A 26,978-nucleotide genomic window follows, 5' to 3' on the forward strand; every position below is an offset into this window, starting at 1 on the left:
GGATGACTCAATTGAAAATATTCAGCTTTTATCAAATTTATTTTTTTATATATTAATTTTCATTCGGTAAATACGGCCTAAGAATTGGCCGTTATTGCCTATGGTATATAAAATGTAGAGCTGATAGTTTTGACTATCTACCGTTAGGCCTTCTGGCTCCCAATATTGAATGGCAGGATTGGATAAGATATCAAAATGACCGAGTGTCACATGATCCATTTTTTGAATCAATTTGCCTGTTAGGTTATAAACATAAATTCTTTTAGGCCCTTTATTTTTATTTCCACTTAACAGATACACATATTTTCCATCGGTAGTTAGACCTTGAAATGCAGATTTGTCATGAGTGAAACCTGAATCAATAGGCCATTCATCTTCATACAAGAAACGAATATCAGTTAAGTTTTTTTGGGTAATCAAATCTAATTTAAAAATACGTATCACATTGATTCTATTTTTATTTCCCCGCATCAACAGATATTTTCCATCGGGGGTGATGGAAGGCATGGTATTGGTCATCTGGTTATATGTTTTATCAAATACCTGAATCACTTGAGTATTGCTGGGTCCTGCATTAGACATATATTGAAATTTGACCATATACCAACCCTTATTGGGAATGGCAGAGCCAGCAGAAGCAAAAATACAATCACTCAGCGGATCGACAGCAATGCCTTGATGACCAAGCAGGGCTGAAGGTTTCTGAGCATCTTGTGCAGTCCATAAATTGGAGCTGTGGATTTTAAATCTGTTAATCACGCCTTGTTCAGGAGTGCCCTCGACATGCGTGGTGTACAAAAGCCCGTGCCTATGATCGAGCGCTAAGCCTTGAATAATATGATCATTACCCAGTCCTGTTCTGATCAGGGTAATCGACTGGGCAGTATCACCTAGGTTGGGAGGAGAAGAAGAATCAAAATTTTGTTCAAGATGATGAGTGTTTAGAGGGATAGTTGCACTATATCTCTGATAAAAGCGACTTAGAATCGAAAATATTTTTTTCATCTTCAAGACCAGCGGATTGATTTTTTATTATTCTATGCCTTTGAAAATTGAGCTTGCATTGAGATTATTGTAGCGTATAAAAAAGAGCACCGAAGTGCTCTTTTTTTAATTCAGACTTTACAACTTAGTAGTCAAAGCTGAAGTGTTCAGGTGCTAAAGAAATCATGGTTTTCGATGGATTCACCATGGCTTCGGCATGACCTTGGGTACGAGGTAATAAACGCTCAAAGTAGAAATCGGCCACTTTGATTTTTGCTTTATAGAATTCAGGCGTTTCTGTGCCGTTACCCGCTTCCAATTTCTCAGAAGCAACTGCAGCTTGTTGAGCCCAGTAATATGCCATCATCGCATAACCCGAAAACATCAAGAAATCTGTAGATGCTGAAGAGACGATATCACGGTCTTTACGTGCTGCAAGCATAATGCGTACAGTTAAAGCGTTCCATTGTGCACAAATCTTGGTTAAGTCCCATGCAAAACGGCGCATGTATTTGTTACGTGCATGACGACCACAGAAACGTAAAATTTCAGCCGTATAGTCACGAACCACTTTGCCTTTAGAAGAAAGCAGAACTTTACGACCAATCAAGTCGAGCGCCTGAACACCGGTTGTACCTTCATACAGGGTAGCGATACGCGCATCACGGACAATTTGTTCCATGCCATGTTCTTTAATATAACCATGACCACCGAACACTTGCATACCGTGGTTCGCTGCTTCAAGACCGAGTTCAGTCAAGAAACCTTTCAAGATTGGAGTGTAGAAGCCCAGTTTGTCATCATATTCCTCAAACTTTGCTTGGTCGCCTTGAGTCAGCGCATCCGTCATTTTGTCAGCAAGCTGTGCAGCATGATAAATCATGGCACGACCACCTTCAGCAATGGCTTTTTGCGTCAGCAACATACGACGCACGTCAGCATGGTGAATGATTGCATCAGCCACTTGGTCAGGGTCTTTCTTGCCTGATAGCGCACGCATAGACATACGCTCTTTGGCATACGGTAATGCACCCTGAAATGACAATTCTGCATGTGCAATACCTTGAACTGCTGTACCGATACGTGCAGTGTTCATAAAGGTAAACATGGCATGCAAACCTTTGTGTGGTTCACCAATCAGGTAACCTGTCGCAGCATCAAAATTTAAAACAGCAGTTGCAGAAGCACGGATCCCCATTTTGTGTTCAATTGAGCCACAAGTCACAGGGTTACGTTCACCCACTCCACCATCAGCATTCGGGGTAAATTTAGGCACGATAAACAGCGAAATACCGCGCGTACCTGCAGGTGCATCTGGAAGGCGAGCAAGCACAATATGGACAATATTTTCAGTCAGGTCATGTTCACCTGCAGAGATGAAGATTTTTGTCCCGGTAATTTTATAGGTGCCATCTGCTTGTGGTTCAGCTTTGGTTTTGACTTGACCTAAGTCTGTACCACATTGTGGTTCAGTCAAACACATGGTGCCCGACCAGGTTCCCGCAGTTAAATGCGGCATGTAGGTATTTTTTTGTTCTTCAGTACCAAATTGCATGATGGTATTCATACAGCCCATGCTCAAACCTGGATACATGGTGAATGACCAGTTGGCTGTCCCCATCATTTCAGATTTGATCAGGTTAAGCGACATCGGCAAGCCTTGACCACCAAACTCTTCAGGATAAGACAGACCTTGCCAGCCACCTTGTACAAATTGGTCATAGGCTTCTTTAAAGCCTTTTGGGGTTTTAACTTCGCCATTTTCAAAATGACAACCTTCTTCATCACCCGACTGGTTTAAAGGAGAAAGGACGTTTTCACAAAAATCTGCTGCACCTTCAAGAATCATATCTACAGTGTCAGCGTCGGCCAATTCGCCATTAGATAAAGTTTTATAATGTTCTGGGTAATTAAAAACTTCATTCATTAAAAAGCGAATGTCGTGTAAAGGAGCTTTATAAGCTGGCATAGTGTTAATCCTAATTTAGAAATAGTTTTGGATTACGAATCGATAGTTTGATTATTCACATTGTTCATCAAAATACATTGATGGTGGAGCCTTAGAAAAATGTCAGAAAAGCGAATAACAATGAGAATTAAACGGCTTAGAAAATCTTTTTTTGTTAAAGTATAAACTTTGATTTTGATCAAAAATTTACATTGATCAGTATTTAAGTATAAATAACATAAGGTATTTAAAAAGAAATCATGCAAATAAGATATTTAACTTTATGCTTAATGGCCTTAAGCCTAAGTGCTTGTTCACAACATGTCATTAAATCCAATGCTAATACTGGACAGAGCTTAGAGCAAAAAGCCGTTACAGGTTTAAATACCATGTTTGAAACGTCGGGCTATGATTATCAAGGAAAATTGAATTTTCGGGCAAATTCAGCTTCAAATACGACAAAAACCTCGAAAGTGACTCAACAGGCAGTTGCGCCACAATTAGATCCTATATTACAGCGTCAAATTGAACAATATCTTAATGTTCAAAAGGTAGGTTTAAGTCATCAGGAAAAGCAGCATTTATATACTGCCTTGGCAAAAGAACAGCTTCCATATACCGATCGGTCTGCTGCAAAAGAGGGATATGGTAGTAACTTTGATCAGTTTGCTTTGAACTTATTAAGTAATATTCAGTTTAGTTACACTGGTTCAGTGCATTATCGGCAAAAACTAGCCTCTTTAAATTTAGAGGCGAAATATGAAAAACCAACGCTTTTGGTGCATGCCAAAGTCCCGATGGTGGTTGATTTTAATGATTATAAATTCTATATCAATTATTTTTCACTCATGCCTTATTTAGTCAATAAAGATAGTCAGGCAAGTTTTGCCTATATTGATTTTTCGAAATATAAAAATGAAGTCAATCGTGTTGATTTTAAAAAATTGGCAAATTATTTAAAGCAAGTGAATGCACTGTCTTATGTATTGGCTGAACCGAAAGGGATTCAAGCTTTGCCGTTGAATGCCCAAGATAAAAATTTGGCGGTGGTGGAGAAGATTCGTTTAAGCACCACCTTGGAAAGACTCCAGCTGCAAATGGCTTTATATGAACAAGTCAACCGCCCTTATTTTCTGAATTCAGTGGTTGGAATTAAGGCGACAGATGCAGCTGCGGAGCAAGCAGTGACAACTGTAGCAGTACAGGATTCGACCCAGACTCAGTATAAAGCTGTCGCTTTAGCAGGGGATGCCAACGATGTACTGAGTCCTGCTAAAGATGAAGCAACTGAATCAAGTTTGCAGTTAAGCCAATTAATCGATACGCATTTTAGTGCTTTAGGGCAAGGTGATACAGCAGAGCCAGCTCAAGCCGCGCAATCACAGTGTTCGACAGAGGGTGGGTCTGAGCACTGTGCTGAAACGGCTGCGGCAGCGGATACGGTTGTAACAGAGCAACGCGAAGATAGGAACGTAGCGGATGCAGTGCAAACCACAGATCAAGACGCGGATGAATATTTAAATCAGCAACAGTGTCAAGAATTGATCAGCCAGCCACAGCGTGCCACGATGGGCGCTTTAACCTTCTGTCAGCATAAATATGATTTAAATGCTTTTGCCAGCAAAGACAAAGAAGTCGATCAGCCAAAATTGATCGATGCACTAAGCAGCTTGAGTCCTATTTTTGAACAATATGCGTCAGATCAATTGATGGATGTCAAAACATTTTCAGGCTTATGGGCGAAGCATCAAGCTGAAATTCAGCAAGTACTGAAAGCCAGTGCACAGCAGATACCACTGGTTATGGATGTCGGACTGGATGATCAAGGGCGCGCTACGCGGGTAGATTATGATATACAAATCGCCAGTAAAAAATATGGCACAGTCAATATTCAGGCCGATTTTAATATTCAGAATTATGGTCAGGCCAGCACAATTGACCGTACTCAATTACGTCAAGCCAAGTCTTTAGCAGAAATCTCTAAAGGGTCGGTAATTGAAAATATGGTTCGTGGTTTTTCTACTGCAGCAGAGGGAAAAGAAACTGAAACGGATATAGCGACAACCGTGAAAAATAAGCTGAGTTTTAATGAACAACTCAAGCAATTGGCAGAAAAAACGTATCAGCAAACCCATTCTTATACACAGACTTATCAGGCATTGTGGGGAATGCAAATGGCAGCCCAAAATCGTGATTTGCTTAAAAACTACAATGCACAAAGCCTGCAAGAAATTGCACAGGTCTATGCCTATTGGTTTGCCAATGAACACGTTTATAACCCTACAGGTCAAGCGCTGAAACAGATTCAAGCATTGCAGAAAAAACATGATTTAGAACTGGATCAGCAGTTTAATCATGAGTTAGGCAAAGCGGTGTATCAAATTGTCAGCGCTGTGGTTGCAAAGGATGCTGAGGATCAGGCATGGCAGCAACTGGTTAAACAATATAAACAACCCAAAGCTATTTTTGCTCAGCACTATATACAGAACTTTAAACAAGAATACGATGTAGATCAGCCACAACACTTGAAAGCCGTTGCAGATATTTTGGCACAAGCCTACGTGGATTCAACCCAAAATCGTCTGTCTTTAAAGTCGATAGAAAAACTGACTTTAGAACAAGACAGCTATATTGATTTAGAGCTGTATCAAAAAAGCTATACACTGTTAAAGGAAAAATTACACCCTAAAAAATAAGTATTAAAAAGAACCTCAGATGAGGTTCTTTTTTTGGGACATATTTAAAGAACAGATTTAAAGAAAATCTTTTAGCGCGGGTTTAACTCCATTCCAAATCGAAAAAGACTCAATCGCTTGACCCACCAGCATGCCGTAGCCTTCAGAAGTCGGAATACCTCGGGCTTTGGCCTGATCTAAAAAGCTCGATGGTTTGCCATAGGCCATTTCATAGGCATATTTAAACTGCAAGGATTCAGGTAAAACCAGAGCATCACCACTTAGGCTGGCAGAAGTGGCATTAATCACAAGATCAAAATTACCTGCTAAATCATCTAAAGAAATCGCAGCAAGTGTGGCTTGGGGAACCGCCACCTTTAAATCGGCAACCAGCTGTTCGGCACGGGCAAGGGTACGATTGGCAATCACGATTTTTTTTACACCTGCCTGAACCAAAGGGTAGACTACACCGCGTGTTGCGCCACCTGCACCAATAATTAAAAGGTCAGTATTTTCCAGATTCCAATCCAAGGCTTTAATCGCATCGACCAAGCCCTGACCATCAGTGTTGTCACCATACAGCTTGCCATCTTGCATCCAAAGCGTATTCACCGCTTTGGCAATTTTGGCCCGTTCTGTCAGCACTTGGCATTGTGCAAATGCTTGTTCCTTAAAAGGCACCGTCACATTCATGCCCATACCGCCCTCGGCAAAGAATTCTTTGATATTGGCTTCAAAACCATCTAGAGGGGCAAGACGTTTGCTATATTGCAGGTCAATTCCGGTTTGTTTAGCAAAAGCATGATGAAGTTCTGGTGAACGTGACTGTTCGATTGGATGACCAACCACCGCGAATTGTTTGCTCATTTCACAAGGCCCATGTGCGGAAATGGCATTCAATATACGTGATTTTCAACCCTAGCTAAAGTCGGGAAAAGAAACAAAATCAAAAGTAAAGCATCTATAAAGAGTAAGGGTATAAGCGGAAAAAATTAAAGTGTATTAAAATAATATCAAGGATTACAGATTTCGTGAACCATGTCTTCTAGCCACATTGCTGCGGTAAAGAATAAGGCAAATCCCGCAAATACACTGAATGTAATGGATAAGCTATCAGAAAGCGTATTATCTGAGGATAAGGTAATGGCAATAGAACAGAGAATAAGGGTGAAAATCGACCAAAATAGCATTACCTTATGATTTAAAATTTTATCTAACATTATCTGCTCCCGAAAGCACGATTTTTTAATTGATATATGCTTTTCAATATGTGTGAATAGTAAATTTAATTTCTTAGTCTAAACGATTTTATAAAATCTACAGAGTCTAGTGCTGTAAGGAAATATGTCAGTAGAATTATTATGAATAAAATATGATGAATCTTTTATGACACAAAAATATTGATTTAAAAAGGTTTTATTATTCTAAATTTTTAATTTTAGCTTCGAAGAAAATTATGAATATAAAAAAGTCCCTTTATCCAAAATAGAAAAAGGGATGAAAGTTTTTAAATATATTTAAATTATTGAAGTTCAGTTAACCAGTCCTGTGGTTTTAAATAATAGTCAGTTAAGCGTTTTTCAGCAGAATCTTCATCCCATTCCGGACGATATGACCACGCGGCAAGCGGCGGCATACTGACTAAAATTGATTCAATCCGACCACCGGTTTGCAGACCAAATAAAGTGCCGCGGTCATAAACCAGATTATATTCCACATAACGGCCATGACGGTACAGTTGGAAATCGCGTTGCGCTTTGGTATACGGTTGATTTTGATGGCGCTGGAAAATCGGCAAGATCGCTTCTAAATAACCATTGCCGACAGCTTGAATGTATTTAAAGCAGGTTTCGAAATCCCACTGATTTAAATCATCAAAGAATATTCCACCCACGCCACGCTGTTCATCACGGTGTTTCAAATAGAAATAATCATCACACCACTGTTTGTGTTCCGGATAAACCGTGTCACCAAATGGCGCGCAAAGATCATGCGCTTTTTGGTGCCACGCCAATACGTCTTGATCATCTGGATAAAAGGGGGTTAAGTCAAAACCGCCACCGAACCACCATACTGGATCTTGTCCTTCAGGCTCTGCCACAAACAAACGCACGTTGGCATGTGAAGTCGGAACATGCGGGTTTTTGGGATGAATCACCAAAGACACACCCATGGCCTGAGCTTTGGCACCGGCAATTTGTGGATGACGTTCAGTTGCTGAAGCCGGTAAGTTTGAAATATTGATGTGAGAAAACATCACACCGCCTTTTTCAATCACGGTACCATTTTGCAAAACACGTGAACGACCCCCGCCACCTTCCGGGCGCTCCCAATCATCAATTTCAAAATGAGCAGTGCCGCCACTCTCTAATTCTCGTTGTTCTAAACCTGCACAAATACGTGCCTGTAAATCGAGGAGAAATTCGCGAACGCGTTGAATATCAGCTGAAGTTGGGTGCTGCATAGATGACCTCTATTGCCTGATTTTAAGGACTGAATACATCAAAACACAAAGTCATAAAAAAAGTAAGGGATTTTTTAACATCTTGTAAAAAATCCCTGAATACTATGATTTATAAAGCTTTGTAAAGTGAATTAGAAGTCACCTTTTTTATACATGTGTGCCATACGTTCATGTTTGGTTTTTAGATATTCTGCGTTGAAGGGATTTAAGCCAACCGTAAGGGGAACACGATCAACCACATCAATACCCAGTTCTTCTAATGCGGCAATTTTTGAAGGATTGTTGGTCACCAGTTTGACCTGTTTAACCTTTAAATGATCCAGCATAATTGTACACATGTCATAACGTCGCGCATCGGCTGGCAAATTCAACATAAGATTGGCATCGACGGTATCATGCCCCTGATCTTGCAGGGCATAGGCGCGAATTTTGTTGGTCAGTCCAATACCGCGACCTTCTTGGCGCAAGTATAAAACCACGCCTTGACCCACTTCATTTATTAACTTGAGTGTTGCCTGGAGTTGGGGCCCACAATCACATTTCAGTGAAGCAAAGGCGTCACCCGTTAAACATTCAGAGTGAATACGAACCAGAACCGGATCAGTCGGTGCAGTATCGAGTCCTTTAGAAATTGCGACATGTTCTTCACCGGTTTGAGGATCTTGAAATACCGTGATTTTAAATTCACCAAAAGTGGTTGGTAATCTTGAAGTTGCGACAAACTCTATAGGCACTGCTTAACCCGTCAAATAGTTCATTAATTGGCTAAAGTATAGCGTAATGCTTGGACATTGGTAGAATTGCTACGCTGAAATTATGCAGAAGATTTTCTTTTTTGTATAAAGCGAACGATAATGGTTGATAAATAGTAAGATTATTCAGGATAATCTCGCTCATGAACAAACACCCAGTGTAGAGATTTGCCTCTAAACTGCATCGCTAGAAATGTGGCTGATTTAAAGGTGATACAATTCGACCATTGTATAGGCTCGAATAACCCATTTACCTAGCTTAGGATTTGCCAGGCTTTAGAAGGCTTTGCCATTTATGTTGTATACAGAAATACCGACTCATCGCCCTGTAACACCGTTGCTAGATACGATTGACCATCCGCAACAATTAAGATTGCTCGAGCGCAGCCAATTAGAAAAAGTGGCGGATGAGTTGCGTCAGTACATTTTGTATGCAGCAGGACAAAGCGGGGGGCATTTTGGTGCCAATCTGGGCGTGATCGAACTGACGGTGGCTTTGCACTATTGTTTCAATACCCCGCATGACCGTTTAATTTGGGATGTCGGTCATCAGGCCTATCCACATAAAGCCTTAACCGGTCGCCGTGAACAACTTAGCACTATTCGTGCTAAAGACGGTTTAGCGGCTTTTCCTACCCGTGAAGAATCGGTATTTGATACCTTTGGAGTGGGGCATTCCTCAACAGCAATTTCTGCTGGACTGGGTATGACGTTGGCACGTCGATACCAAAAAGACCCGTGTGAAGTAGTCTCCATTATTGGGGATGGCGCGATGACTGCGGGTATGGCTTTTGAAGCCATGAATGATGCAGTGGCCCATAATGCTGATTTAATCGTGGTGCTGAATGACAACGATATGTCGATTTCATGCAGTACCGGTGGTTTTGCTAAGCATCTGGCGGCAATCTGGCAAAGTGGTCAATCGGTTAATATTTCAGAAACAGGCGAGGCTTTTCTCCAGCCGCATCCTGAATGGCTATATAACTCACGTTTACACAGTGCAGCTACGGATGCAGCGGATAACTTATTTAAAGCGATTGGATTTGACTACTTCGGTCCTTTTGACGGTCATGATGTCAAGCAACTGGTACAAGTCTTCGATGCAGTAAAAAAACGTAAAGGTCCGCGTTTAATTCATGTCTATACCAAAAAAGGTAAAGGCTTTGTTCCTGCTGAAGCCGATCAGATTAAATACCATGCCATCAGTAAATTAAATACGGCCTCTTCAAGCAATACAGCACCAAAATATTCCGATGTTTTTGGACAATGGCTGTGCGATGAAGCTGCACAAGACGAACGTTTGCTGGCGATTACACCTGCGATGTGTGAAGGTTCAGGCATGGTACAGTTTGCTAAACAGTTTCCTGAGCGCTTTTTTGATGTTGCAATTGCTGAACAGCATGCAGTCACCTTGGCTGCCGGTATGGCATGTGAAGGTTTAAAACCTGTAGTGGCGATTTACTCGACCTTTCTGCAACGAGGTTATGATCAGCTGGTGCATGATGTCGCTTTACAAAATTTAGATGTGACCTTTGGGATCGATCGTGCCGGTTTGGTCGGTGAAGATGGTCCAACCCATGCCGGTGCTTACGATTATGCCTTTATGCGTACCGTACCGAATATGGTGATCATGGCACCTAAAGATGAAAATGAATGTCGCCAGATGTTGCATACGGGCTATTTATATAATGGTCCTGCTGCAATTCGTTATCCGCGTGGCAATGGCATCGGTGTAGAAATTCAACAACAATTGACTGCTCTGGAAATTGGTAAAGCGGAAATTGTGGCCAGTTTTAATGAACAGCAAGATGAACAGATTAGTATTCTAGCTTTTGGTAGTCGTGTAACTGCGGCAATTGAAGCAGCCCAATCATTGACACAATTGCATGAGGTGGGTGTGCGCGTAGTGAATATGCGTTTTGTTAAACCTTTAGATGAACAGATGATTACAGCACTTGCCAGCACAACCAGTTTATTCGTCACTGTTGAAGAACATGCAGTGATGGCAGGCGCGGGGAGTGCGGTCAATGAATATCTGGCACAAGCCCAAATTGTTAAACCGACTTTGAATCTAGGTTTACCTGATATTTTCATGCACCAGGCTTCACATGCACAAATGTTGCAACAGGCTGGGCTTGATGCAAAAGGTATTGAAAAATCAATTGAATTAGCTTGGCTAAAGCTTGTACAAACCGTTTCATCTTGATTCATTAAATTTTAGCAACATTTTTTCCCTAAAAGCCCGCATATTTGCTAAAATATGCGGGCTTTTATGCATTATTCTTTATCAGTATCTTCAAATTTGTAGTGGGTGTTCAATGGAACCTATGGTGGTTATGGCTGCGCGTGCGGCTCAATTAGTTGGTCAAGAGCTTTTAAAAGCGCATCAAAATCGTCATAAACTCGATCTACAAGTCGAAGAAAAAGGGATTGATGGCCCGGTAACGCGTGTAGACCGTTACTTGGAACAGTTGACTATCGATACTCTACGTAAAAGCTATAAAAACCACAGCTTCCTTGGTGAAGAGTTTGGTATGCAAGAAGGTAAAGGTCACGACGCCGATTGGTGTTGGGTGATCGATCCTTTGGATGGTACTTTAAACTTCATTAACGGTTTTCCGCATTTCTGTATCTCAATTGCAGTTCAACATAAAGGCGTAACTCAACACGGTGTTATTTATGACCCTGTGAAAGATGAGCTTTTCTCTGCAAGTCGTGGTCGCGGTGCCATGATGAACCAACGTCGTATTCGCGTAAATATTAAAGACAGCCTGGAAAATACCTTCTTGGCTGTAGGCCATGCTTACCGTAATAAACGTAACGGTGAAGTGGTTTCTTATGCGAAAAACCATTTTGATTCATTATTAAACGTGACTGAAGGCGGCGCACAATTCCGTCGTTCAGGTTCTGCTGCCTTAGACTTGGCTTATGTTGCTGCTGGTCGTCTTGATGGTTACTTCGAACTTGGTTTGAAACCTTGGGATATCGCTGCAGGCGAGTTACTGGTAAAAGAAGCGGGTGGTACTGTAGTGGATGCACGTGGTGGTGCCGATTCTATGGATAATGGTCAAGTCATTGCTTGCTCTATGAAAATGCTTAAACCTCTAATGCAAGCTGTTGTTCCAGCTTGGGGCGAAGCTGCAAAGTAAGACTGCTTGAATCGAGTGATATGACAAAGAAAAAGCTCTCCAAGTGAGGGCTTTTTTATTGCTGGTCAAAGTTTATTTCTATCTTTAATGTTCATTTTAAATACTTTTAAAGTGATTAAGTTAGAAAATGGTATAGCCGATTAGAAGATTTTGCTTGAAAAATAAGCAAAATTGAGTGGTAAAATAGACTGTTACTGAAAAAAACAGTATCTATGCATAATTTAATCGAAAAAAATGATTACTTTTTAAAATGATTCTGTTATTATGCTGCCACGCACTTAAATTTCCGTTCTTTACCTGAACATTATCTTCTAATCATTGTATGCGCGTTCTGTCCATAGAGAGGACATATCCTTCGCGCCCCAATCGCTTAAGCGATTCCTTCAGGTTTGCGGCCGTAATCATATACGTGCGTTATATCCACATCGACGTTATTCGGATCGCTGCTGAATCCTAAATTTTTCAGCTCTATTTGCTGTGCCGCTTTTTGCCGATGTCCATATTGTAATTTATTTAATGGAGCACCCACTTCAGGGTGAACACTCTCTATGAGCAAAACTTTTGCTGATTTTTCCCTCGATGAGACTTTAACACAAGCGATCGAAGGTTTAGGCTTTACTACGCCAACTCCTGTACAAGAACAAGCGATTCCAGCTGCACTTGAAGGTAAAGACCTTCTTGTATCAAGCCAAACAGGTTCTGGTAAAACTGCTGCATTCTTGCTTCCTACCCTAAATGCGCTAGCGAACCAAGATACTTTAGTACCGTTTAAAGACCGCATGAAAGCGGTTACTCAACCGAATATTCTGGTAATTTCACCAACACGTGAATTAGCACAACAAGTATGTCAAGACGCAATCGCGTTTGTACGTCATATGAAAGGTGTGCGTGTTGCTGCGATTATGGGCGGTATGCCTTTTGGTAAACAAATCCAACAATTAAAAGGTGCACAAGTTGTTGTTGCGACTCCAGGTCGTTTACTTGATCTTGTAAACCGTCGTCAAATTAAACTTGACATGGTTGATGCACTAATCGTCGACGAAGCTGACCGTATGCTTGACTTAGGTTTCTCTGAAGACCTAGAAGCGATTGGCGATTTAGCGGCTAACCGTAAACAAACCTTGATGTTCTCTGCAACGTTTGCACCGCGTATTATTACGCTTGCTGAACGCATGATGAATAATCCTATGCGTATTGCGATCGAAACAGGTCACTCTACAAATACTGACATCACTCAAACATTGCATTGGACTGATGGTTTTGAACACAAGAAAAAATTGCTTACTCACTGGTTATCTGATGAATCAGTAGATCAAGCAGTTGTGTTTGCAAGCACTCAAGAAGATACAGACATGTTGGCTGAAGAGCTTGCTGAAGCAGGTCTATCAGTTGTCGCACTTCATGGTGCTATGCCACAGACTGTTCGTAACCGTCGTTTACGCAGCATCCGTGAAGGTCGTGCAAAAATCCTAGTTGCTACAGACGTAGCGGCTCGTGGTCTTGATGTACCAACAATTTCACACGTAATCAACTTCGGTTTACCGATGAAAAATGAAGACTATGTACACCGTATCGGTCGTACAGGTCGTGCTGGTCGTACAGGTAATGCAATTACTTTAGCGACTTACCGTGAACGCGGTAAAATCCGTGCGCTTGAAGACTTTTTGGATGCACGTTTAAACGTGTCTGAAATTGAAGGTCTTGAGCCATCTCCACCTCCTGCACGCGGTGCTCGTGATGGCGGCGGTCGTGGTCGTGATGGCGGTCGTGGCGGTTTTGGCGGTGGTCGTGGTCGTGATGGCGGTGGTCGTAGTTTCGGCGGCGGTCGTGGCGGTGATCGTCCACAACGTAGTTTCGATGACAAGCCACGTGGCGAACGTCCTTCTTATGGCGATGATCGTCCTAAGCGTGATTTCGGTGATCGTCCAGCTCCACGTCGTGAAGGCGGTTTTGGTGATCGTCCACAACGTTCGTTTGATGACCGTCCTAAGCGTGACTTCGGCGATCGTCCACAACGTTCTTTTGACGACCGTCCTAAGCGTGATTTCGGTGATCGTCCAGCTCCACGTCGTGAAGGCGGTTTTGGTGATCGTCCACAACGTTCGTTTGATGACCGTCCTAAGCGTGATTTCGGTGATCGTCCAGCTCCACGTCGTGAAGGTGGTTTCGGTGATCGTCCACAACGTTCGTTTGGTGACAAACCACGTTCAAATGATGACAACCGTGGTAATCGTGTAGATTACAAACCAGCTCGTGAGGGCGCTGATCGTCCTAAGCGTGATTTCGGTGATCGTCCAGCTCCACGTCGTGAAGGCGGTTTCGGTGATCGTCCACAACGTTCATTCAGCGATGATCGTCCTAAGCGTACTTTTGGTGGCGAAGATCGTCCACGTCGTAGCTTTGATGATAAACCACGTGGTGAGCGTCCAGCTTTTGGTGGTGAAGATCGTCCACGTCGTAAATTTAACGACTAATTTAATCGTTAGATTTAGATAGAAAAAACCGGTGGAAACACCGGTTTTTTTATGGATTAATCTTTGATCTTTTAGGATAAAAATGTATACTCAATCATGTTTTGTCTTAAAATCGTTAAATATGAGCAATGAATCTGCCAACTATATTTGGAATTTTAATCAAGAGGTGATTATGCCTTATATGGGTTTGACCTTATTGTTATGCAATATTGTGTACTTTATCTATCACTCTTTTCTGTAACGCAGTGTCCTGTTTTTATACCTGTTTTTTATAAAAAATAGAATTACAATTATATTCATTAGAAAGTTCACTGGATTGGTTACCTTTTATCTAAAAGTAACATTTTAAACTTTAATCCTTTATAGTATGCATGCTGAAAAAATGTAGGAAAATGCTCAGCTATGAATAATCAAATACCCTCTCGGTCTCTGATTGAGATTAAAAATCTGAGCTTTAAACGAGGGGAGCGTATCATTTATGACAATATCAGCTTAACGATTCGTCGTGGTCAAATCACTGCCATCATGGGGCCTTCCGGTACAGGTAAAACCACATTACTTCGTCTGATTGGCGGGCAGCTAGTGCCAGATCAAGGACAAGTTCTCCTGGATGGAAAAGATATTGCGACAATGACACGGTCTGACCTGTTTGCTGCACGGGCGCGTATGGGCATGCTTTTCCAGAGTGGGGCTCTGTTCACTGATATGACTACCTATGAAAACGTAGCATTTCCCCTTCGTGCCCATACCAAATTACCTGAACACCTGATTGCTGAAATTGTGGCATTAAAATTAGAGTCGGTGGGTTTACGCGGTGCAGAGCAACTGATGCCGTCCGAGCTTTCGGGGGGGATGAACCGTCGTGTTGCATTGGCGCGTGCCATTGCGCTTGATCCAGAACTAATTATGTATGATGAACCATTTGCAGGTCAGGATCCGATTGTAATGGGCGTTTTGAGCCGTTTAATTCGTTCGCTCCGTGAAGCTCTGGATTTAACCACCATTATTGTCTCGCATGATGTGGCTGAGACATTATCAATTGCTGACTATATTTATGTGGTGGCTGAAGGCAAGATTCAGGGGGAGGGGACGCCTGCTGAACTCAGAGAACATGCTTCACCTTTTGTTCGTCAATTTCTCACTGGTTCAATAGAAGGTCCAGTCGATTATCAATTTAGCCATCAAGCTTATTTAAGTGATGAGGTGCGTTCATGAATGCCATTGCCTTATTAGGTAGACGCGTTATTGAACGTGTACGTGGTATCGGTGTGGCAACAGTGATGTTACTGCAAATTTTATTTTCTATGCCGACCAGACTGGGCGTAACGCTATTTATTTATCAAATGCACCGTATTGGGGTCATGTCCTTATTGATCATTGGTGTGTCTGGTCTGTTTATTGGCTTGGTGCTGGGTTTGCAAGGTTATTCAATTTTGGTGAATGTTGGTTCTGAAGCCATGCTCGGAACCATGGTATCACTGACTTTATTACGTGAACTTGCACCTGTAGTCGCTGCCTTATTATTTGCAGGGCGCGCCGGTTCGGCACTGACCGCTGAAATTGGCCTAATGAAAGCCACGGAGCAACTTTCCAGTATGGAAATGATCGGTGTTGATCCGCTAAAACGTATTGTTTCACCACGTTTGTGGGCAGGTATTGTCAGTTTACCCATGCTAACTGTGATTTTTGCAGCCATTGGTATCTTGGGTGGTAAAATGGTTGGGGTCGATTTTTTAGGTGTTGATGAAGGTTCTTACTGGAGTGGTATGCAAAATGCAGTTCAGTTTGGACATGATGTAGTCAATGGTATTATCAAAAGTATTGTTTTTGCCCTGATTTGTACCTGGATTGCGGTGTATCAAGGCTATGCCTGTGAGCCGACATCTGAAGGAATTGCAACATCCACAACCCGTACAGTGGTTTATTCGTCATTGTGTGTATTAGGTTTTGATTTCGTGTTGACTGCGGTCATGTTTGGAGGGGTTCAATGAAATCACGTACAAGTGAGCTGACCGTCGGTATTTTTGTCATTATCTTCGGTGGGGCGTTATTTTTCTTAGCTATGAAAGTAAGTGGATTGTCTGGCACCAATTTACGTGATGCTTATGAGATGACTGCGCAATTTGACAATGTGAATGGTTTAAAACCGCGTGCAAAAGTCACGATGAGTGGAGTAACGATTGGTCGTGTCACCGATATTACCCTTGATCCGGTATCGCGTTTGGCTACCGTTCATTTTGAACTCGATGGTAAGCTGACTTCATTCAATAAAGAGCAGCTTAAAACGGTTAAAGCCAATGCTTTAGAAGAACTTCGCTATAGCACAGAATATACTGAAGCAATGCCTGCACAACAAAAAGAAATGGAAAAACAACTTGTTGATAACATGAACTCCATCACTAGTATTGATGAAGATGCTTATATTATGGTTGCAACCAATGGTTTATTGGGTGAAAAATATTTGAAAGTGGTCCCGGGCGGTGGTTTGAACTACGTAAAACGTGGAGAAAGTATTGCCAATACACAAGGCACCATGGACCTTGAAGATCTAATTAGTAAGTTTATTACTGGTGGTGCGGGTAAATCATCAGAAAAAATGGCAGATGCAAAGACATCGAGTGAATCAACCGGTGCAGAAGCATCATTTGTTGAATAATTTGGAGAGGAAGTTTTAATGAATACTTTAGTTAAACATGCACTTACGGCTAGTATTTTATCAACAATGATGGCGACTACTGCATTTGCAGCACCAGCGGAAACTCCACCTGCTTTTGTAAAAAAAGTTGCAGATGGCCTGATTTCACGCTTAAAATTGGATAATGCTAAATTGCAAAATAATCCAGCTGCAGTGAAAGCGATTGTACGTCAAAATCTTGATCCCTATATTGATTCACAATCCTTTACACGTATTGTGATGGGTACGTATGCGACCAATCAATATAGTACTGCTGCCCAGCGTGCTCAGTTTGAAAGTAACTTCCGTGAAACTTTAATTGAAAACTACGGTAGCGCATTTGCGAAGTTCTCAAATCAATCGTATAGCCTTCGTCCATACAAAGAGACCAACAGTAAAAACCCTGTTGTAACTATGGACTTTAATAATAAAGGTGAAAAAATTCCTGTATCTTTCCAATTGGTAGATAAAGGCAATCAATGGAAAATTCGCAATATTAATGTATCGGGCATTGATTTAGGTTTACAGTTCCGCAATCAGTTTGCATCGACAGTAAAACTTAATGGTGGCAGCTTGGATAAAGCGATTGCAAACTTCCAGCCAGATGCAGATGCGGCGATTAATAAAAAATAATTGAGTAGGTGGTCGGTGATTGAAGTCATTAATCAGGAATTACAAGTTTCTGGAAAAATAGATTATCTAAATGCTGAAAGCTATTACCAGCAGGGTGTGAAACTGATTCAATCTCAAAATAAGTTTCCCGTGGTAGTGAATTTGGCGAAGCTGGAGCATGGTAGTACCTTGGCTTTGGCGGTGCTGGTGCGCTGGTTACGCCAGACTCCGAAAGCTCAAGGTCTACAGTTTAAAGCTGTGCCTGAAAAAATGATCAAAATTATTCAAGCTTGTCATTTGCAAAATGATCTGCAATTGATTACCTGAACACAGAGACAATAAAAAAGCACCTAAAGGTGCTTTTTTATTGTCTGCAAATAGGTATTGATCAAATCGGAAGCATTTCTTGCGCTTCGCTTTAAAAGCAGTATTTTGAAGCTCGCTTAAATCCATTTTTTCCAACGGAAATAGGCCAGCGGGCCAATAAAGAAAGCAAGCAAAATAATACCGACCATAATAAAACTGGTAGTACCTCTGGCAAAAGGCAATACATCGGTATTCATACCATAAATACTGGCAACCAGCATGGGCGGAGCAAGCATACTTGGCAAGATCGAGAATCGACGGATCGTGTCATTCTGTTCGGTGTTAATGAATCCGGAGGTGGTATCGAGTAAGAATCGTACTTTCTGGAACAAGAAGGCATCATGTTCGACCAGAGATCGCACATCTTCACTCAGCTCTCGAATATCAGCATCGTAAATATGACTGCCCAAAGCACGTGGGCGAGACAAGAAAGTCAGTACACGACGCAAGTCGATTAAACATAATTGGGCTTTTCCAAGCATGTCTTCTAATTGAGCCAAGCGTGTAATCATGTCATCCAAATCGAGTATTTGTTCACGATGACGGTTATTCAATACTTCGGTAGAATATTTTTCCAGGTCTTTATGGACATCTTCCAAGATATCCGCAAGCTCATCCAGTTTGGCTTCAAGCAGACCCAGTAATACCCAGGTGGGATCTTTATAGTCAATTTCATAATCATTACGCCGAGCACGTGCACGAAAGGCACGGAACGCAACCAGCTTTTCACCGCGCAGAGTAAACAGGTGTTGTTTATGCAGAATAAAAGCAACTGTTTGTACGGTGGCTAAGATACTCGAATCGTCATCTGTTTCAGCATCAACCTGAAAGTTTTTATTTTTCGTTAAAAAGTAAGTACTGATATGTAAAATACCGTCATCATCACGGTAAAATCGTGCTGATGAGGAAATGTCTTCTAAGGATTTTAGTGTGGGTAAATTCTGTTTATAGGCATCTAATACCCATTGTTCTTCTTCTTGTGAGGGTGCAATTAAATCAATCCACACCAAATCTGGGTGAAGATCAAAGCCTCCATTAATAATGGCATCTTCCAAACTACCGCGCTCTGTGGCGTAAAAGGCTTCAAGCATGCTGTCTTTTCCCTGCGCAGTATAGGTTAATCAATGCGTGTATTTTAGACAAGGAATTGAATAAAAACACTGATTGAATCGCTTTTTTATTAAAAAATCTCCTGAAAAGTTACTTTATTAATATGACATCTTAAAAACAGGTGAAACAATGACGAAATCAATCGCAATTTTTTGTGGTTCAGCTGTGGGAACAGATACTATTTTTTTGGATACCGCACAGAAAATGGGTCAAACCATTGCTCGGCAAGGCAAAACATTGGTCTATGGAGGGGGGCGATCAGGCTTGATGGGTATTGTTGCCGATAGTGCCTTACAGGCAGGAGGTAAAGTCATAGGTGTGATTCCGAATGCATTGGTCGACCGTGAGCTTGCACATCCACATTTAACAGAATTGCATGTGGTTAAAAATATGCATGAACGAAAAACCAAGATGTCAGAACTGTCCGATGCTTTTATTGCTTTACCGGGTGGCGCAGGAACTTTAGAAGAAATTTTTGAGCAGTGGACTTGGGCGCAGTTGGGCATTCATTTAAAGCCGTGTGCATTTTTAAATGTGGACGGTTTTTATGATGATTTACTGAAATTTATCCAGTTGACTACCGTTAAAGGTTTTACCCATGCCCGTTTTACCGACAGTATTATTGCCTCAGATTCTATCGAAGACATTTTACAGCAATTTAATACTTTTCAAGCTCCGCAACCGAAATGGGGTATGGTCGATCAGCAAGAATTGGTGAGATAAAGATGAAAGTGATTACCGTTGCTGCTGCCATTATTTTAAATGATCAGCGCCAGCTTTTAGTAGTTCGGAAGCAGAATACCTCCTGTTTTATGCAGGTCGGTGGAAAGTTGGAACCAAATGAGCTACCTGAACATAGCATGCTGCGTGAAATTCAGGAAGAAATTGGTTGTCAGGCATCGATTGAGCAATTTGTCGGGCGTTTTGAAACGGCAACTGCCAATGAACCTGATCATTTATTGGTCAGTTATGTCTATGTGGTGAGTCTGGATCATACTCCGAAAATTGATGCAGAAATTGCAGAGATGAAATGGGTCGATTTAGAGGATAAAGAAACTCAACTTGCTCCATTGACGACTGAAATTGTGATGCCGTGGGTGAAGCTGTTTTTAACAGAAAGTACAATTGCTTAGATAGTGACTAAAGCAAGTTTTACATTGTTACTTGTCTTTTAAAAACAGAGGAATATTTAAGTTTCTGCACTTGCGATACACATTGCGTAAACTTTATGACAACCCAGTTCTTCAAGCTTTTGTTTTAATGCATAGATAGAGCTGCCTGTGGTCACGACGTCATCTAAAATAAGTACACGGCGGTAACGAAGCTTTGATGTGGGGTTGATCTGAAACTGTTGTTCAATCTGATCAATGCGTTCTAATCGGCTTAAGCCTTTTTGTGAATGTTGCTGTAAACGACTAACAGGTTGCCAGATGGGAACATTCATTTGTTTGGCCATAATTTTAGCCAGGATCAGAGACTGATTGTAACCGCGTTCTAGGAGTCGTCTAGTAGATATCGGCATCGGGACAATAGCCTGAATTTTAGGTAGGCGAAGTTCGATTAGTGCGCCAGCAAGCAAGTTTTGAAAATGCAGTTGTTGTTCGTATTTAAATTTTTGAATAATCCTGTCAATTGGATAGGCATAATGATAAGCCACCTGAATATCCATTTGCTGACGCTGAACTGTACTTTTAGACCACGGCAATTGTTGCCAGCAATCTTTACAGAGTGAATGGCGGTGTTGTAAGTCTATTCCACAAAGTACGCAGGGGGAAATGCTTTGGATTGCTTTGTAAAGTAATGGGCTAATGAATTGCAGCATGTTTTTATTTTTCTTTTTATTTGATATTAATTTTACACCACATGTATGAAGGCTCAAGAGTTTTTTATTGGATTTAATCATTCATTTTAAAATCTACAAAGCGTATAGCGACTCTTGTTAGGACGGCATCCATGCCACTCATGTGATCGTTGCTACTTGATTAAACATTTTATTTGTACTTGTTATCTAATGTGTTCTTTTGAAATTATGCTTTACACATATGCATAGCGTGGGGCTTCAGGCAGCCAGCGTTTGAGTAAAGCTTTGGCATTTTCCGGATAGTCTTTGAGAATTTGCTGTGCCACATAATGCGCCTGATTCAGCAAATGGTCATCACGTTCTAACTTGGCAACCCGAAAACCCATATCTCCGGTTTGCTTGGTGCCAAGTAGCTCACCCGGACCGCGAATTTCCAGATCTTTTTCTGCAATCACAAAACCATCATTACTTTCACGCAAAATGCGTAATCTTTCCTGACCATTTTGCGATAAAGGACTTTTATAAAGCAGGGCACAGAAACTGGCGGTTGCGCCACGCCCAACCCGTCCACGTAATTGATGTAACTGAGAAAGCCCTAAGCGTTCAGCATTTTCAATTACCATAATTGAGGCATTCGGCACATCAACCCCAACTTCAATGACGGTGGTGGCAATGAGGAGTTGCAGCTGATTGTCTTTAAATTGCTGCATCACTGCCTGCTTTTCATCGGCTTTCATTTTGCCGTGTACCAGGCCAATATTGATATGTGGAAAGCGTTCCTTAATTTCCTGATAAGTTGCTTCAGCTGCTTGCGCATCCAAGGTTTCTGATTGTTCCACCAGGGTACAGACCCAATACGCTTGCTTGCCTTCAGCACAGTTGCTGGCAATTCGGGCTAAAACTTCTTCACGGCGGTCTAAAGGAATGGTCACGGTTTGAATTGGGGTACGACCGGGAGGAAGTTCATCAATCACCGAAGTATCCAGATCGCCATAGGCAGACATGGCGAGCGTACGTGGAATCGGGGTAGCCGTCATCACCAATTGATGCGGTGTCATATTGTTGGCACCTTTGTTACGCAGTGCCAGCCGTTGATCGACCCCAAAGCGATGCTGTTCATCAATAATCACCAACCCCAGTTTGGCGAATTCAACATTTTCCTGAAACAGGGCATGGGTACCGACCACTAAATTGGCGCTGCCTTCCTTAATGCCTTGTTCTGCTGCTGCACGCACTTTACCTTTTTGTTTCCCGGAAAGCCAGGAAACATGAAGGCCTAATGGTTCAAACCATTTTTTAAAATTTAAATAATGCTGTTCAGCCAAAATTTCAGTCGGTGCCATCAGTGCCACTTGCCAACCTTCTTCTAAGGCATGACACGCTGCAACGCCTGCAACCAGAGTTTTACCCGCACCGACATCTCCCTGAACTAAGCGCAGCATCGGTTTGTTTTGTTTTAAATCCTGCACAATTTCTTTGGAGACGCGTTTTTGCGCACCAGTCAGGCTAAAGGGCAAGCTGCCTAATAACTGTTTGGCAAAATTTTTACTGGGTGAAAAAGAAGGGGCTTCAATTTGCTGAATATAAGCACGGCGTGAAAGCAGACTAATCTGATGCGCGACCAGTTCTTCAAAAATTAAACGCTGCTGGGCAGGGTGTGAGCCTTGTGCCAGTTGCAACATATTGGCATTCAGTGGCGGCTCATGAATATATTCCAGTGCCTGTTTCAGCGCATAACCATTGGTAAATTTTTCTGGCAATAATTCAGGTAGGTCATCACTATGCTGTTTCAGTGCCTGTTTGACATATTCGCGCAGTTTGGCTTGGGTTAAGCCTTCGGTTGCCGGATAAATGGCAGTCAGTTCAGTTTTGGGTAAGGGCGTATGTTGGGTAATCAGCTGGATTTCGGGATGATACATTTCCAAACCACGTGCACCAACGCGGACTTCACCGAAAATGCGTAGCTGATTGCCCGGTTTAGCTCGATCGGTCAGGGCCTTATAAACATGGTAAAAACGCAAGGTGACTTTGCCAAAATCATCCTCCAAGAGCACCGCCATCGATTTGCGCTTGCCCGGTGGAAAATCCACACCTTTGACGATGCCTTCTAGCAAATAGCTGCGCCCCACGGTCAATTGGTTCATGGGGATGATCGTGCTACGATCTTCATAATCACGTGGCAGATGAAACAGTAGATCATCTGTGCTGAAAATATTCAGTTTTTCCAGTAAAGCAGCAGAGGCATTTCCTACCCCTTGCAATTGATGGACTGCAGCCATTTACCCTCAACTTCGGTTATGTAATCAGGTGTTTAATGCATATATTATTTATTGGTTATGGTAAAACATCTCGGCGCGTTGCTAAACAGTTATTTGAGCAAGGCCACCAAATTACCACAATTAGCCAAAGTCCGAAAACCGATGAATTTGCGACGCATCTGATTCAGGATGTTCATCAGCTCAATTTAACCCAGATCAAGCCTATAGATTGGGCGTATGTGTTGCTGTCGCCTTCACAGAGCAGTATCGAAGGGTATAAACAGACCTATGTTGATTCTGTTGCTCCCATTGTAGCCGCATTAAAACAGCATCCCATTCAAAAGATCGTGGTTGTGTCATCCACTCGTGTGTATGGTGAAAATAAGGGTGAGCGCATTGATGATAAGTCATGTATTCAACCTGTTGATGAGCAGGGTAGATTATTACGACAAATGGAACAGCTTTATCAGCAGGCTTTTCCGAAACAATGCATCATTACTCGCCCAACCGGGATTTATGGCACCTCGATTACCCGAATGATCAAGCTGGCCGAGAGTACTCAAACTTATGCCAACATACATTGGTCAAACCGAATTCATATCGACGACTTGGCACGGTTTCTTGCACACTTGATTCACGTGGAACATCTAAAGAATTTGTATATTGTCAGCAATAATCAGCCGCTCCCTTTGCATGAAATTATTCAATGGTTTCAACGACAGCTGAATTTAGCGGAACTGGTTTTAGACAGTGAGGTAGTGTCAGGAAAAAGGATTTATGCAACTCGAATGCTTGAAACAGGATTTGAGCTGGACCATGAAGATTGTTTTGAGGATTATTTGCAGATGTGGGAAAAAATATAAGAAACTCTCCTTCCTTCTTTTTAAAGGAGGGGTTAGGGGAGGATTAAAATTAAACCATCCCCTTGCGGACTTGAAATATATTTCGAGCTCCTCATCTTCTAAAAGGAAAGTGAACTCTTAAGGCTCTTATTTCTTTTTGCGCTTCAAACGACGTTTCGCTTGTTGAGCAGCAACAGCATCCAAAGCTTCTTTCAGCTCTTCATCGCTAAAGGTCGTAATGTGCTGAAGCATTTGCAAGGTCACATCATCCAAAACCAAGTTGGCGTACTGCGCAACATTCTGGAAGTTCTCATCAAACACAATGGCGTTGTCTTCGTTGTTACGGATATAGCCCTGTTGAGTCAGTACCTTAATAAAGCTTTGGAACAGGGCTTTATCAAAGAATTCTGGTGAATTGAACTCATAAAGTACCGACAAGCGTTGACCGACCAGATGACTCAGCTCTTCCACCTGACGGGTCGAAATGTTGCCTGAACCACGCTGGGTGATCAGCGCTAGCGTCATATAGTAACGCTCAAGACTTTGCATTACCGGAGCGGCAAGCACCACAAGCTGGTTGTGATCTTCTGAGTTTGGTGCAGGCGAAACCAGGTTGCCCTCACTATCTTCGGAAATCAATTTTGCCTTGATTAATGCTTCAACATAGGCACAGATCTGATCTTTCAGCTCATCATCTTGCCATTTCAAGAACAATTCAGCTTTTAAGAATGGATAAAGCGTGCGAATTACATTGATCAGATCACCACGACGAATCGAACCGTTATGTTCAACCAAGGCAGCAATTAAAGACGGCAATACAAAAGCATGCAAAATGTTATTGCGGAAGTAGGTCAGTAATACAGCTTGATTATCTTCAATCGCAATAATATCGCCCAACACGTGTTTGATGCGTTTAATCAGCTTCAGTTTTAGACCATAGGCAATAATTTCTTTGCCTGAAAGCGGTGTGACTTGGGTGCGTTCATCGTAAGGTAAGGCAGCAACCAAATTACGATAAACATCCAGCTGTTTAATGCAGATTTCTTCATCTAAGGTATGTTTTGGCGTTGCCAGTAGAATCAGAGAAAGCAGCGATACCGGGTTAATTACCACAGCCCGGTTAATGTTTTCTAAAATTGCATTCGCTGAACCGTTGACTGCATCCGACACTTCTTGCGGAACTGGGTCATCATTTTTTTCAATTTTGATTTGATCTGCACCGTGTTTTTTCAGCATGTCATCTAAAAATACCGGTTCACCGAAGTTCACATGCACTTTACCGAAAATGCGCTCGATTTTACGCAAGGTTTTTAAAATACCAATAATCGACTCAGATTCTTTCGGCTTGCCTTGCATCTCACCGACATAGGTTGAGCCTTCCATCAGGCGTTCATAGCCAATATACGTCGGCAGGAATACGATCGGTTTTGATCGACCACGCAAATGGCTATGTACCGTCATCGCAAGCATGCCTGTTTTCGGTGGCAACAAACGACCGGTGCGTGAACGGCCGCCTTCAATAAAATATTCCAGCGGGGTGTTGCGCGATAAAATACTGTACAGGTATTCTTTAAATACCGTGGTATATAAGCCATTGCCACGGAAGGTGCGACGAATAAAGAAGGCACCGCCACCACGGAGTAATTGACCCACAAACGGCATATTCAGGTTATCACCTGCAGCAATGTACGGAACCATCATGCCACGTTTATAAATCACATAAGACAGCAACAAGTAGTCAATGTGACTGCGGTGGCAAGGGGTATAAATAATTTCGTAGTCTTTGGCGAGTTCACGTACGGTACTGAAATTATGCACTTCTACGCCGTCATATAGCTGTGTCCATAAACGGGTCAGCGCCATATCGGCAAAATGCACCGCAGAATGTGAATAATCAGAGACAATCTCGTTTAAATAAGTAATCGCACGACGTTCTGATTCAATCATGCTGACTTTACTGCGTATGCTTTCACGGCGAATTGCTTCTTGCACATCTTTAGATTTGATCAGTGAATGCATGACATTGCGGCGGTCTGACAGGTCAGGGCCGAGTACAACTTCGCGCTGACCGTCTAAATACTTATTCAGGGTATTGAGGATATAGGTCGCAGGCGACAAGTTTGGATGGGTCTTTCTGGCAAATTCGACCAGCGTACGCAAGGATTGCCCTTGATGGAATTCCAGATAAGACTGACGGCCATGCAAGCCGATATTCACCAGTTGTTTAACTGTACCCGGGGTTGCCCAAGTATCCGTAAACAGCAGCTTGAACCAGGAATCTTCTTTATCAGGCGAGCGCCCCCACAGCACAGTCACAGGAATAAGCTCGATATCAACTTCAGGATGATTTTCTAAAAGATCAATTAAACGGAGTAAGCGTGGCGGAAAAGCATGCGGTGGAGGATTGAGTAAATTATTTTCATTGTGATGTTGTAAGAACAACACCGATGCTTTTTCTTTCTGATTCCCGACCACTAACGGATCTAAGGCAGGGGGAAGTTTAAGACGTCGTGTTTCACCATCAACAATCAGTGCATTGCTACGTGAGTAGTTTTGTAGAACATAACAGATGATTTTTTGCTTAATCGGCTGCTCTGTTGCTGTATTTTCTTCTGTAGTTGTCGGTTCAGTAGGAACCTCACCAAGAACATGTGGGGTTACCACGAGGTCAAGCAGCTTGCTTGAAAGCTGACGATAGATTTGACCAAAGCCACTCTTGGACATATACACTCCTACTTAAATGACCGAAACCACAGATATTCTGAGGGGGAATTATTTAGCATCATTATAATTTAAAACATTATGTCATTTTCTGACAAAATGCATGTTGATTGTTAAATATATCGTTAAAAATCGTCTTTTTAGCCAC

23 protein-coding genes are annotated in these 26,978 nt (G+C 42.0%); 12 read left to right on the forward strand and 11 right to left on the reverse strand.

From position 1 onward, the window contains the following. Positions 1–45: 45 nt before the first annotated feature. On the reverse strand, positions 46–1,005 hold the full coding sequence (locus AC3CAU_RS04940; RefSeq protein ID WP_424619194.1) for a phage baseplate protein: 960 nt from the start codon (positions 1,003–1,005) through the stop codon (positions 46–48). 124 nt (positions 1,006–1,129) lie between these two features. Then, positions 1,130–2,953: an acyl-CoA dehydrogenase C-terminal domain-containing protein gene (locus AC3CAU_RS04945; protein WP_131217245.1), complete on the reverse strand. Its 1,824-nt coding sequence runs from the start codon at positions 2,951–2,953 to the stop codon at positions 1,130–1,132. A 239-nt stretch (positions 2,954–3,192) separates the two neighbouring features. Between AC3CAU_RS04945 and AC3CAU_RS04950 the strand changes: the two genes are divergently transcribed. After that, the gene (locus tag AC3CAU_RS04950) at positions 3,193–5,628 is read left to right on the forward strand and encodes a hypothetical protein (RefSeq protein WP_447053681.1); all 2,436 of its coding nucleotides are present in this window, start codon (positions 3,193–3,195) and stop codon (positions 5,626–5,628) included. A 57-nt stretch (positions 5,629–5,685) separates the two neighbouring features. Here AC3CAU_RS04950 and aroE read toward each other — a convergent pair whose 3' ends face one another. The 4 genes from aroE to ribA form a co-directional block, all read right to left on the reverse strand. Next, positions 5,686–6,474, reverse strand: a complete 789-nt coding sequence (gene aroE / locus AC3CAU_RS04955) for a shikimate dehydrogenase (RefSeq protein ID WP_447053680.1) — start codon at positions 6,472–6,474, stop codon at positions 5,686–5,688. Between the two features lie 146 nt (positions 6,475–6,620). Beyond that, positions 6,621–6,827: a hypothetical protein gene (locus AC3CAU_RS04960; protein ID WP_131217239.1), complete on the reverse strand. Its 207-nt coding sequence runs from the start codon at positions 6,825–6,827 to the stop codon at positions 6,621–6,623. A gap of 302 nt (positions 6,828–7,129) precedes the next feature. Further along, complete coding sequence (hemF, locus tag AC3CAU_RS04965) at positions 7,130–8,071, reverse strand: oxygen-dependent coproporphyrinogen oxidase (protein ID WP_447053679.1); 942 nt, start codon at positions 8,069–8,071, stop codon at positions 7,130–7,132. A gap of 131 nt (positions 8,072–8,202) precedes the next feature. Beyond that, positions 8,203–8,805 (reverse strand): GTP cyclohydrolase II, encoded by a 603-nt coding sequence (gene ribA / locus AC3CAU_RS04970; RefSeq protein WP_131217234.1) that lies wholly within the window; start codon positions 8,803–8,805, stop codon positions 8,203–8,205. Positions 8,806–9,118: 313 nt separating this feature from the next. Between ribA and dxs the strand changes: the two genes are divergently transcribed. After that, positions 9,119–11,029 carry a 1-deoxy-D-xylulose-5-phosphate synthase gene (gene dxs / locus AC3CAU_RS04975; RefSeq protein WP_447053678.1) on the forward strand — a complete coding sequence of 637 codons (1,911 nt, stop codon included), beginning with the start codon at positions 9,119–9,121 and terminating at the stop codon, positions 11,027–11,029. A 112-nt stretch (positions 11,030–11,141) separates the two neighbouring features. After that, on the forward strand, positions 11,142–11,972 hold the full coding sequence (locus AC3CAU_RS04980) for an inositol monophosphatase family protein (RefSeq protein ID WP_131217230.1): 831 nt from the start codon (positions 11,142–11,144) through the stop codon (positions 11,970–11,972). 370 nt (positions 11,973–12,342) lie between these two features. Here the strand turns inward: AC3CAU_RS04980 and AC3CAU_RS04985 are convergent, their stop codons facing one another. Beyond that, a complete protein-coding gene (locus AC3CAU_RS04985; protein WP_131217228.1) occupies positions 12,343–12,528 on the reverse strand; it encodes a hypothetical protein in 186 nt (61 codons plus the stop codon). On the opposite strand from AC3CAU_RS04985, the gene AC3CAU_RS04990 reads away from it, so the two are divergent. The 6 genes from AC3CAU_RS04990 (at position 12,521) to AC3CAU_RS05015 (ending at position 18,059) form a co-directional block, all read left to right on the forward strand. Next, positions 12,521–14,446 carry a DEAD/DEAH box helicase gene (locus tag AC3CAU_RS04990; protein ID WP_447053677.1) on the forward strand — a complete coding sequence of 642 codons (1,926 nt, stop codon included), beginning with the start codon at positions 12,521–12,523 and terminating at the stop codon, positions 14,444–14,446. The genes AC3CAU_RS04985 and AC3CAU_RS04990 overlap by 8 nt on opposite strands. 402 nt (positions 14,447–14,848) lie before the next feature. After that, positions 14,849–15,661, forward strand: a complete 813-nt coding sequence (locus tag AC3CAU_RS04995) for an ABC transporter ATP-binding protein (RefSeq protein WP_131217819.1) — start codon at positions 14,849–14,851, stop codon at positions 15,659–15,661. Then, the gene (gene mlaE, locus AC3CAU_RS05000; RefSeq protein WP_447053676.1) at positions 15,658–16,437 is read left to right on the forward strand and encodes a lipid asymmetry maintenance ABC transporter permease subunit MlaE; all 780 of its coding nucleotides are present in this window, start codon (positions 15,658–15,660) and stop codon (positions 16,435–16,437) included. Before AC3CAU_RS04995 ends, mlaE begins: the two co-directional genes overlap by 4 nt. Continuing rightward, positions 16,434–17,102 (forward strand): outer membrane lipid asymmetry maintenance protein MlaD, encoded by a 669-nt coding sequence (gene mlaD / locus AC3CAU_RS05005; protein ID WP_447053675.1) that lies wholly within the window; start codon positions 16,434–16,436, stop codon positions 17,100–17,102. Before mlaE ends, mlaD begins: the two co-directional genes overlap by 4 nt. Positions 17,103–17,120: 18 nt before the next feature. Continuing rightward, positions 17,121–17,753 carry an MlaC/ttg2D family ABC transporter substrate-binding protein gene (locus AC3CAU_RS05010; RefSeq protein ID WP_447053674.1) on the forward strand — a complete coding sequence of 211 codons (633 nt, stop codon included), beginning with the start codon at positions 17,121–17,123 and terminating at the stop codon, positions 17,751–17,753. A gap of 15 nt (positions 17,754–17,768) precedes the next feature. Further along, positions 17,769–18,059 (forward strand): STAS domain-containing protein, encoded by a 291-nt coding sequence (locus AC3CAU_RS05015; protein WP_447053673.1) that lies wholly within the window; start codon positions 17,769–17,771, stop codon positions 18,057–18,059. 116 nt (positions 18,060–18,175) lie between these two features. Here the strand turns inward: AC3CAU_RS05015 and AC3CAU_RS05020 are convergent, their stop codons facing one another. After that, the gene (locus AC3CAU_RS05020; protein ID WP_131217814.1) at positions 18,176–19,189 is read right to left on the reverse strand and encodes a CorA family divalent cation transporter; all 1,014 of its coding nucleotides are present in this window, start codon (positions 19,187–19,189) and stop codon (positions 18,176–18,178) included. Positions 19,190–19,337: 148 nt separating this feature from the next. Between AC3CAU_RS05020 and AC3CAU_RS05025 the strand changes: the two genes are divergently transcribed. Next, on the forward strand, positions 19,338–19,931 hold the full coding sequence (locus tag AC3CAU_RS05025; protein ID WP_131217813.1) for an LOG family protein: 594 nt from the start codon (positions 19,338–19,340) through the stop codon (positions 19,929–19,931). Between the two features lie 2 nt (positions 19,932–19,933). Next, positions 19,934–20,341, forward strand: coding sequence for an NUDIX hydrolase (locus AC3CAU_RS05030; protein ID WP_131217812.1), 408 nt, complete (start codon positions 19,934–19,936; stop codon positions 20,339–20,341). A 56-nt stretch (positions 20,342–20,397) separates the two neighbouring features. Here AC3CAU_RS05030 and AC3CAU_RS05035 read toward each other — a convergent pair whose 3' ends face one another. After that, positions 20,398–21,030, reverse strand: a complete 633-nt coding sequence (locus tag AC3CAU_RS05035; RefSeq protein ID WP_447053672.1) for a ComF family protein — start codon at positions 21,028–21,030, stop codon at positions 20,398–20,400. A 212-nt stretch (positions 21,031–21,242) separates the two neighbouring features. Then, entirely contained in the window at positions 21,243–23,288 is a 2,046-nt protein-coding gene (gene recG / locus AC3CAU_RS05040; RefSeq protein WP_447053671.1) for an ATP-dependent DNA helicase RecG, read from the reverse strand. Between the two features lie 35 nt (positions 23,289–23,323). Here recG and AC3CAU_RS05045 point away from each other — a divergent pair, with 35 nt between their 5' ends. Further along, entirely contained in the window at positions 23,324–24,130 is an 807-nt protein-coding gene (locus AC3CAU_RS05045; protein ID WP_447053670.1) for an NAD-dependent epimerase/dehydratase family protein, read from the forward strand. 126 nt (positions 24,131–24,256) lie between these two features. Here the strand turns inward: AC3CAU_RS05045 and plsB are convergent, their stop codons facing one another. Further along, positions 24,257–26,833 (reverse strand): glycerol-3-phosphate 1-O-acyltransferase PlsB, encoded by a 2,577-nt coding sequence (gene plsB / locus AC3CAU_RS05050; protein ID WP_447053669.1) that lies wholly within the window; start codon positions 26,831–26,833, stop codon positions 24,257–24,259. Positions 26,834–26,978 lie beyond the last annotated feature (145 nt).

The sequence above is a fragment of the Acinetobacter sp. GG23 genome (assembly GCF_057766365.1).

Coding starts and splice junctions, on each gene's coding strand:
- AC3CAU_RS05030 (WP_131217812.1), top strand. CDS start 19,934: ATGAAAGTGATTACCGTTGCTGCTGCCATTATTTTAAATGATCAGCGC.
- AC3CAU_RS04950 (WP_447053681.1), top strand. CDS start 3,193: ATGCAAATAAGATATTTAACTTTATGCTTAATGGCCTTAAGCCTAAGT.
- AC3CAU_RS04960 (WP_131217239.1), bottom strand. CDS start 6,827: ATGTTAGATAAAATTTTAAATCATAAGGTAATGCTATTTTGGTCGATT.
- AC3CAU_RS05025 (WP_131217813.1), top strand. CDS start 19,338: ATGACGAAATCAATCGCAATTTTTTGTGGTTCAGCTGTGGGAACAGAT.
- mlaD (WP_447053675.1), top strand. CDS start 16,434: ATGAAATCACGTACAAGTGAGCTGACCGTCGGTATTTTTGTCATTATC.
- dxs (WP_447053678.1), top strand. CDS start 9,119: ATGTTGTATACAGAAATACCGACTCATCGCCCTGTAACACCGTTGCTA.
- AC3CAU_RS04990 (WP_447053677.1), top strand. CDS start 12,521: ATGAGCAAAACTTTTGCTGATTTTTCCCTCGATGAGACTTTAACACAA.
- AC3CAU_RS05035 (WP_447053672.1), bottom strand. CDS start 21,030: ATGCTGCAATTCATTAGCCCATTACTTTACAAAGCAATCCAAAGCATT.
- recG (WP_447053671.1), bottom strand. CDS start 23,288: ATGGCTGCAGTCCATCAATTGCAAGGGGTAGGAAATGCCTCTGCTGCT.
- AC3CAU_RS05020 (WP_131217814.1), bottom strand. CDS start 19,189: ATGCTTGAAGCCTTTTACGCCACAGAGCGCGGTAGTTTGGAAGATGCC.
- AC3CAU_RS05010 (WP_447053674.1), top strand. CDS start 17,121: ATGAATACTTTAGTTAAACATGCACTTACGGCTAGTATTTTATCAACA.
- plsB (WP_447053669.1), bottom strand. CDS start 26,833: ATGTCCAAGAGTGGCTTTGGTCAAATCTATCGTCAGCTTTCAAGCAAG.
- AC3CAU_RS04995 (WP_131217819.1), top strand. CDS start 14,849: ATGAATAATCAAATACCCTCTCGGTCTCTGATTGAGATTAAAAATCTG.
- aroE (WP_447053680.1), bottom strand. CDS start 6,474: ATGAGCAAACAATTCGCGGTGGTTGGTCATCCAATCGAACAGTCACGT.
- AC3CAU_RS05045 (WP_447053670.1), top strand. CDS start 23,324: ATGCATATATTATTTATTGGTTATGGTAAAACATCTCGGCGCGTTGCT.
- AC3CAU_RS04940 (WP_424619194.1), bottom strand. CDS start 1,005: ATGAAAAAAATATTTTCGATTCTAAGTCGCTTTTATCAGAGATATAGT.
- AC3CAU_RS04980 (WP_131217230.1), top strand. CDS start 11,142: ATGGAACCTATGGTGGTTATGGCTGCGCGTGCGGCTCAATTAGTTGGT.
- AC3CAU_RS04945 (WP_131217245.1), bottom strand. CDS start 2,953: ATGCCAGCTTATAAAGCTCCTTTACACGACATTCGCTTTTTAATGAAT.
- hemF (WP_447053679.1), bottom strand. CDS start 8,071: ATGCAGCACCCAACTTCAGCTGATATTCAACGCGTTCGCGAATTTCTC.
- mlaE (WP_447053676.1), top strand. CDS start 15,658: ATGAATGCCATTGCCTTATTAGGTAGACGCGTTATTGAACGTGTACGT.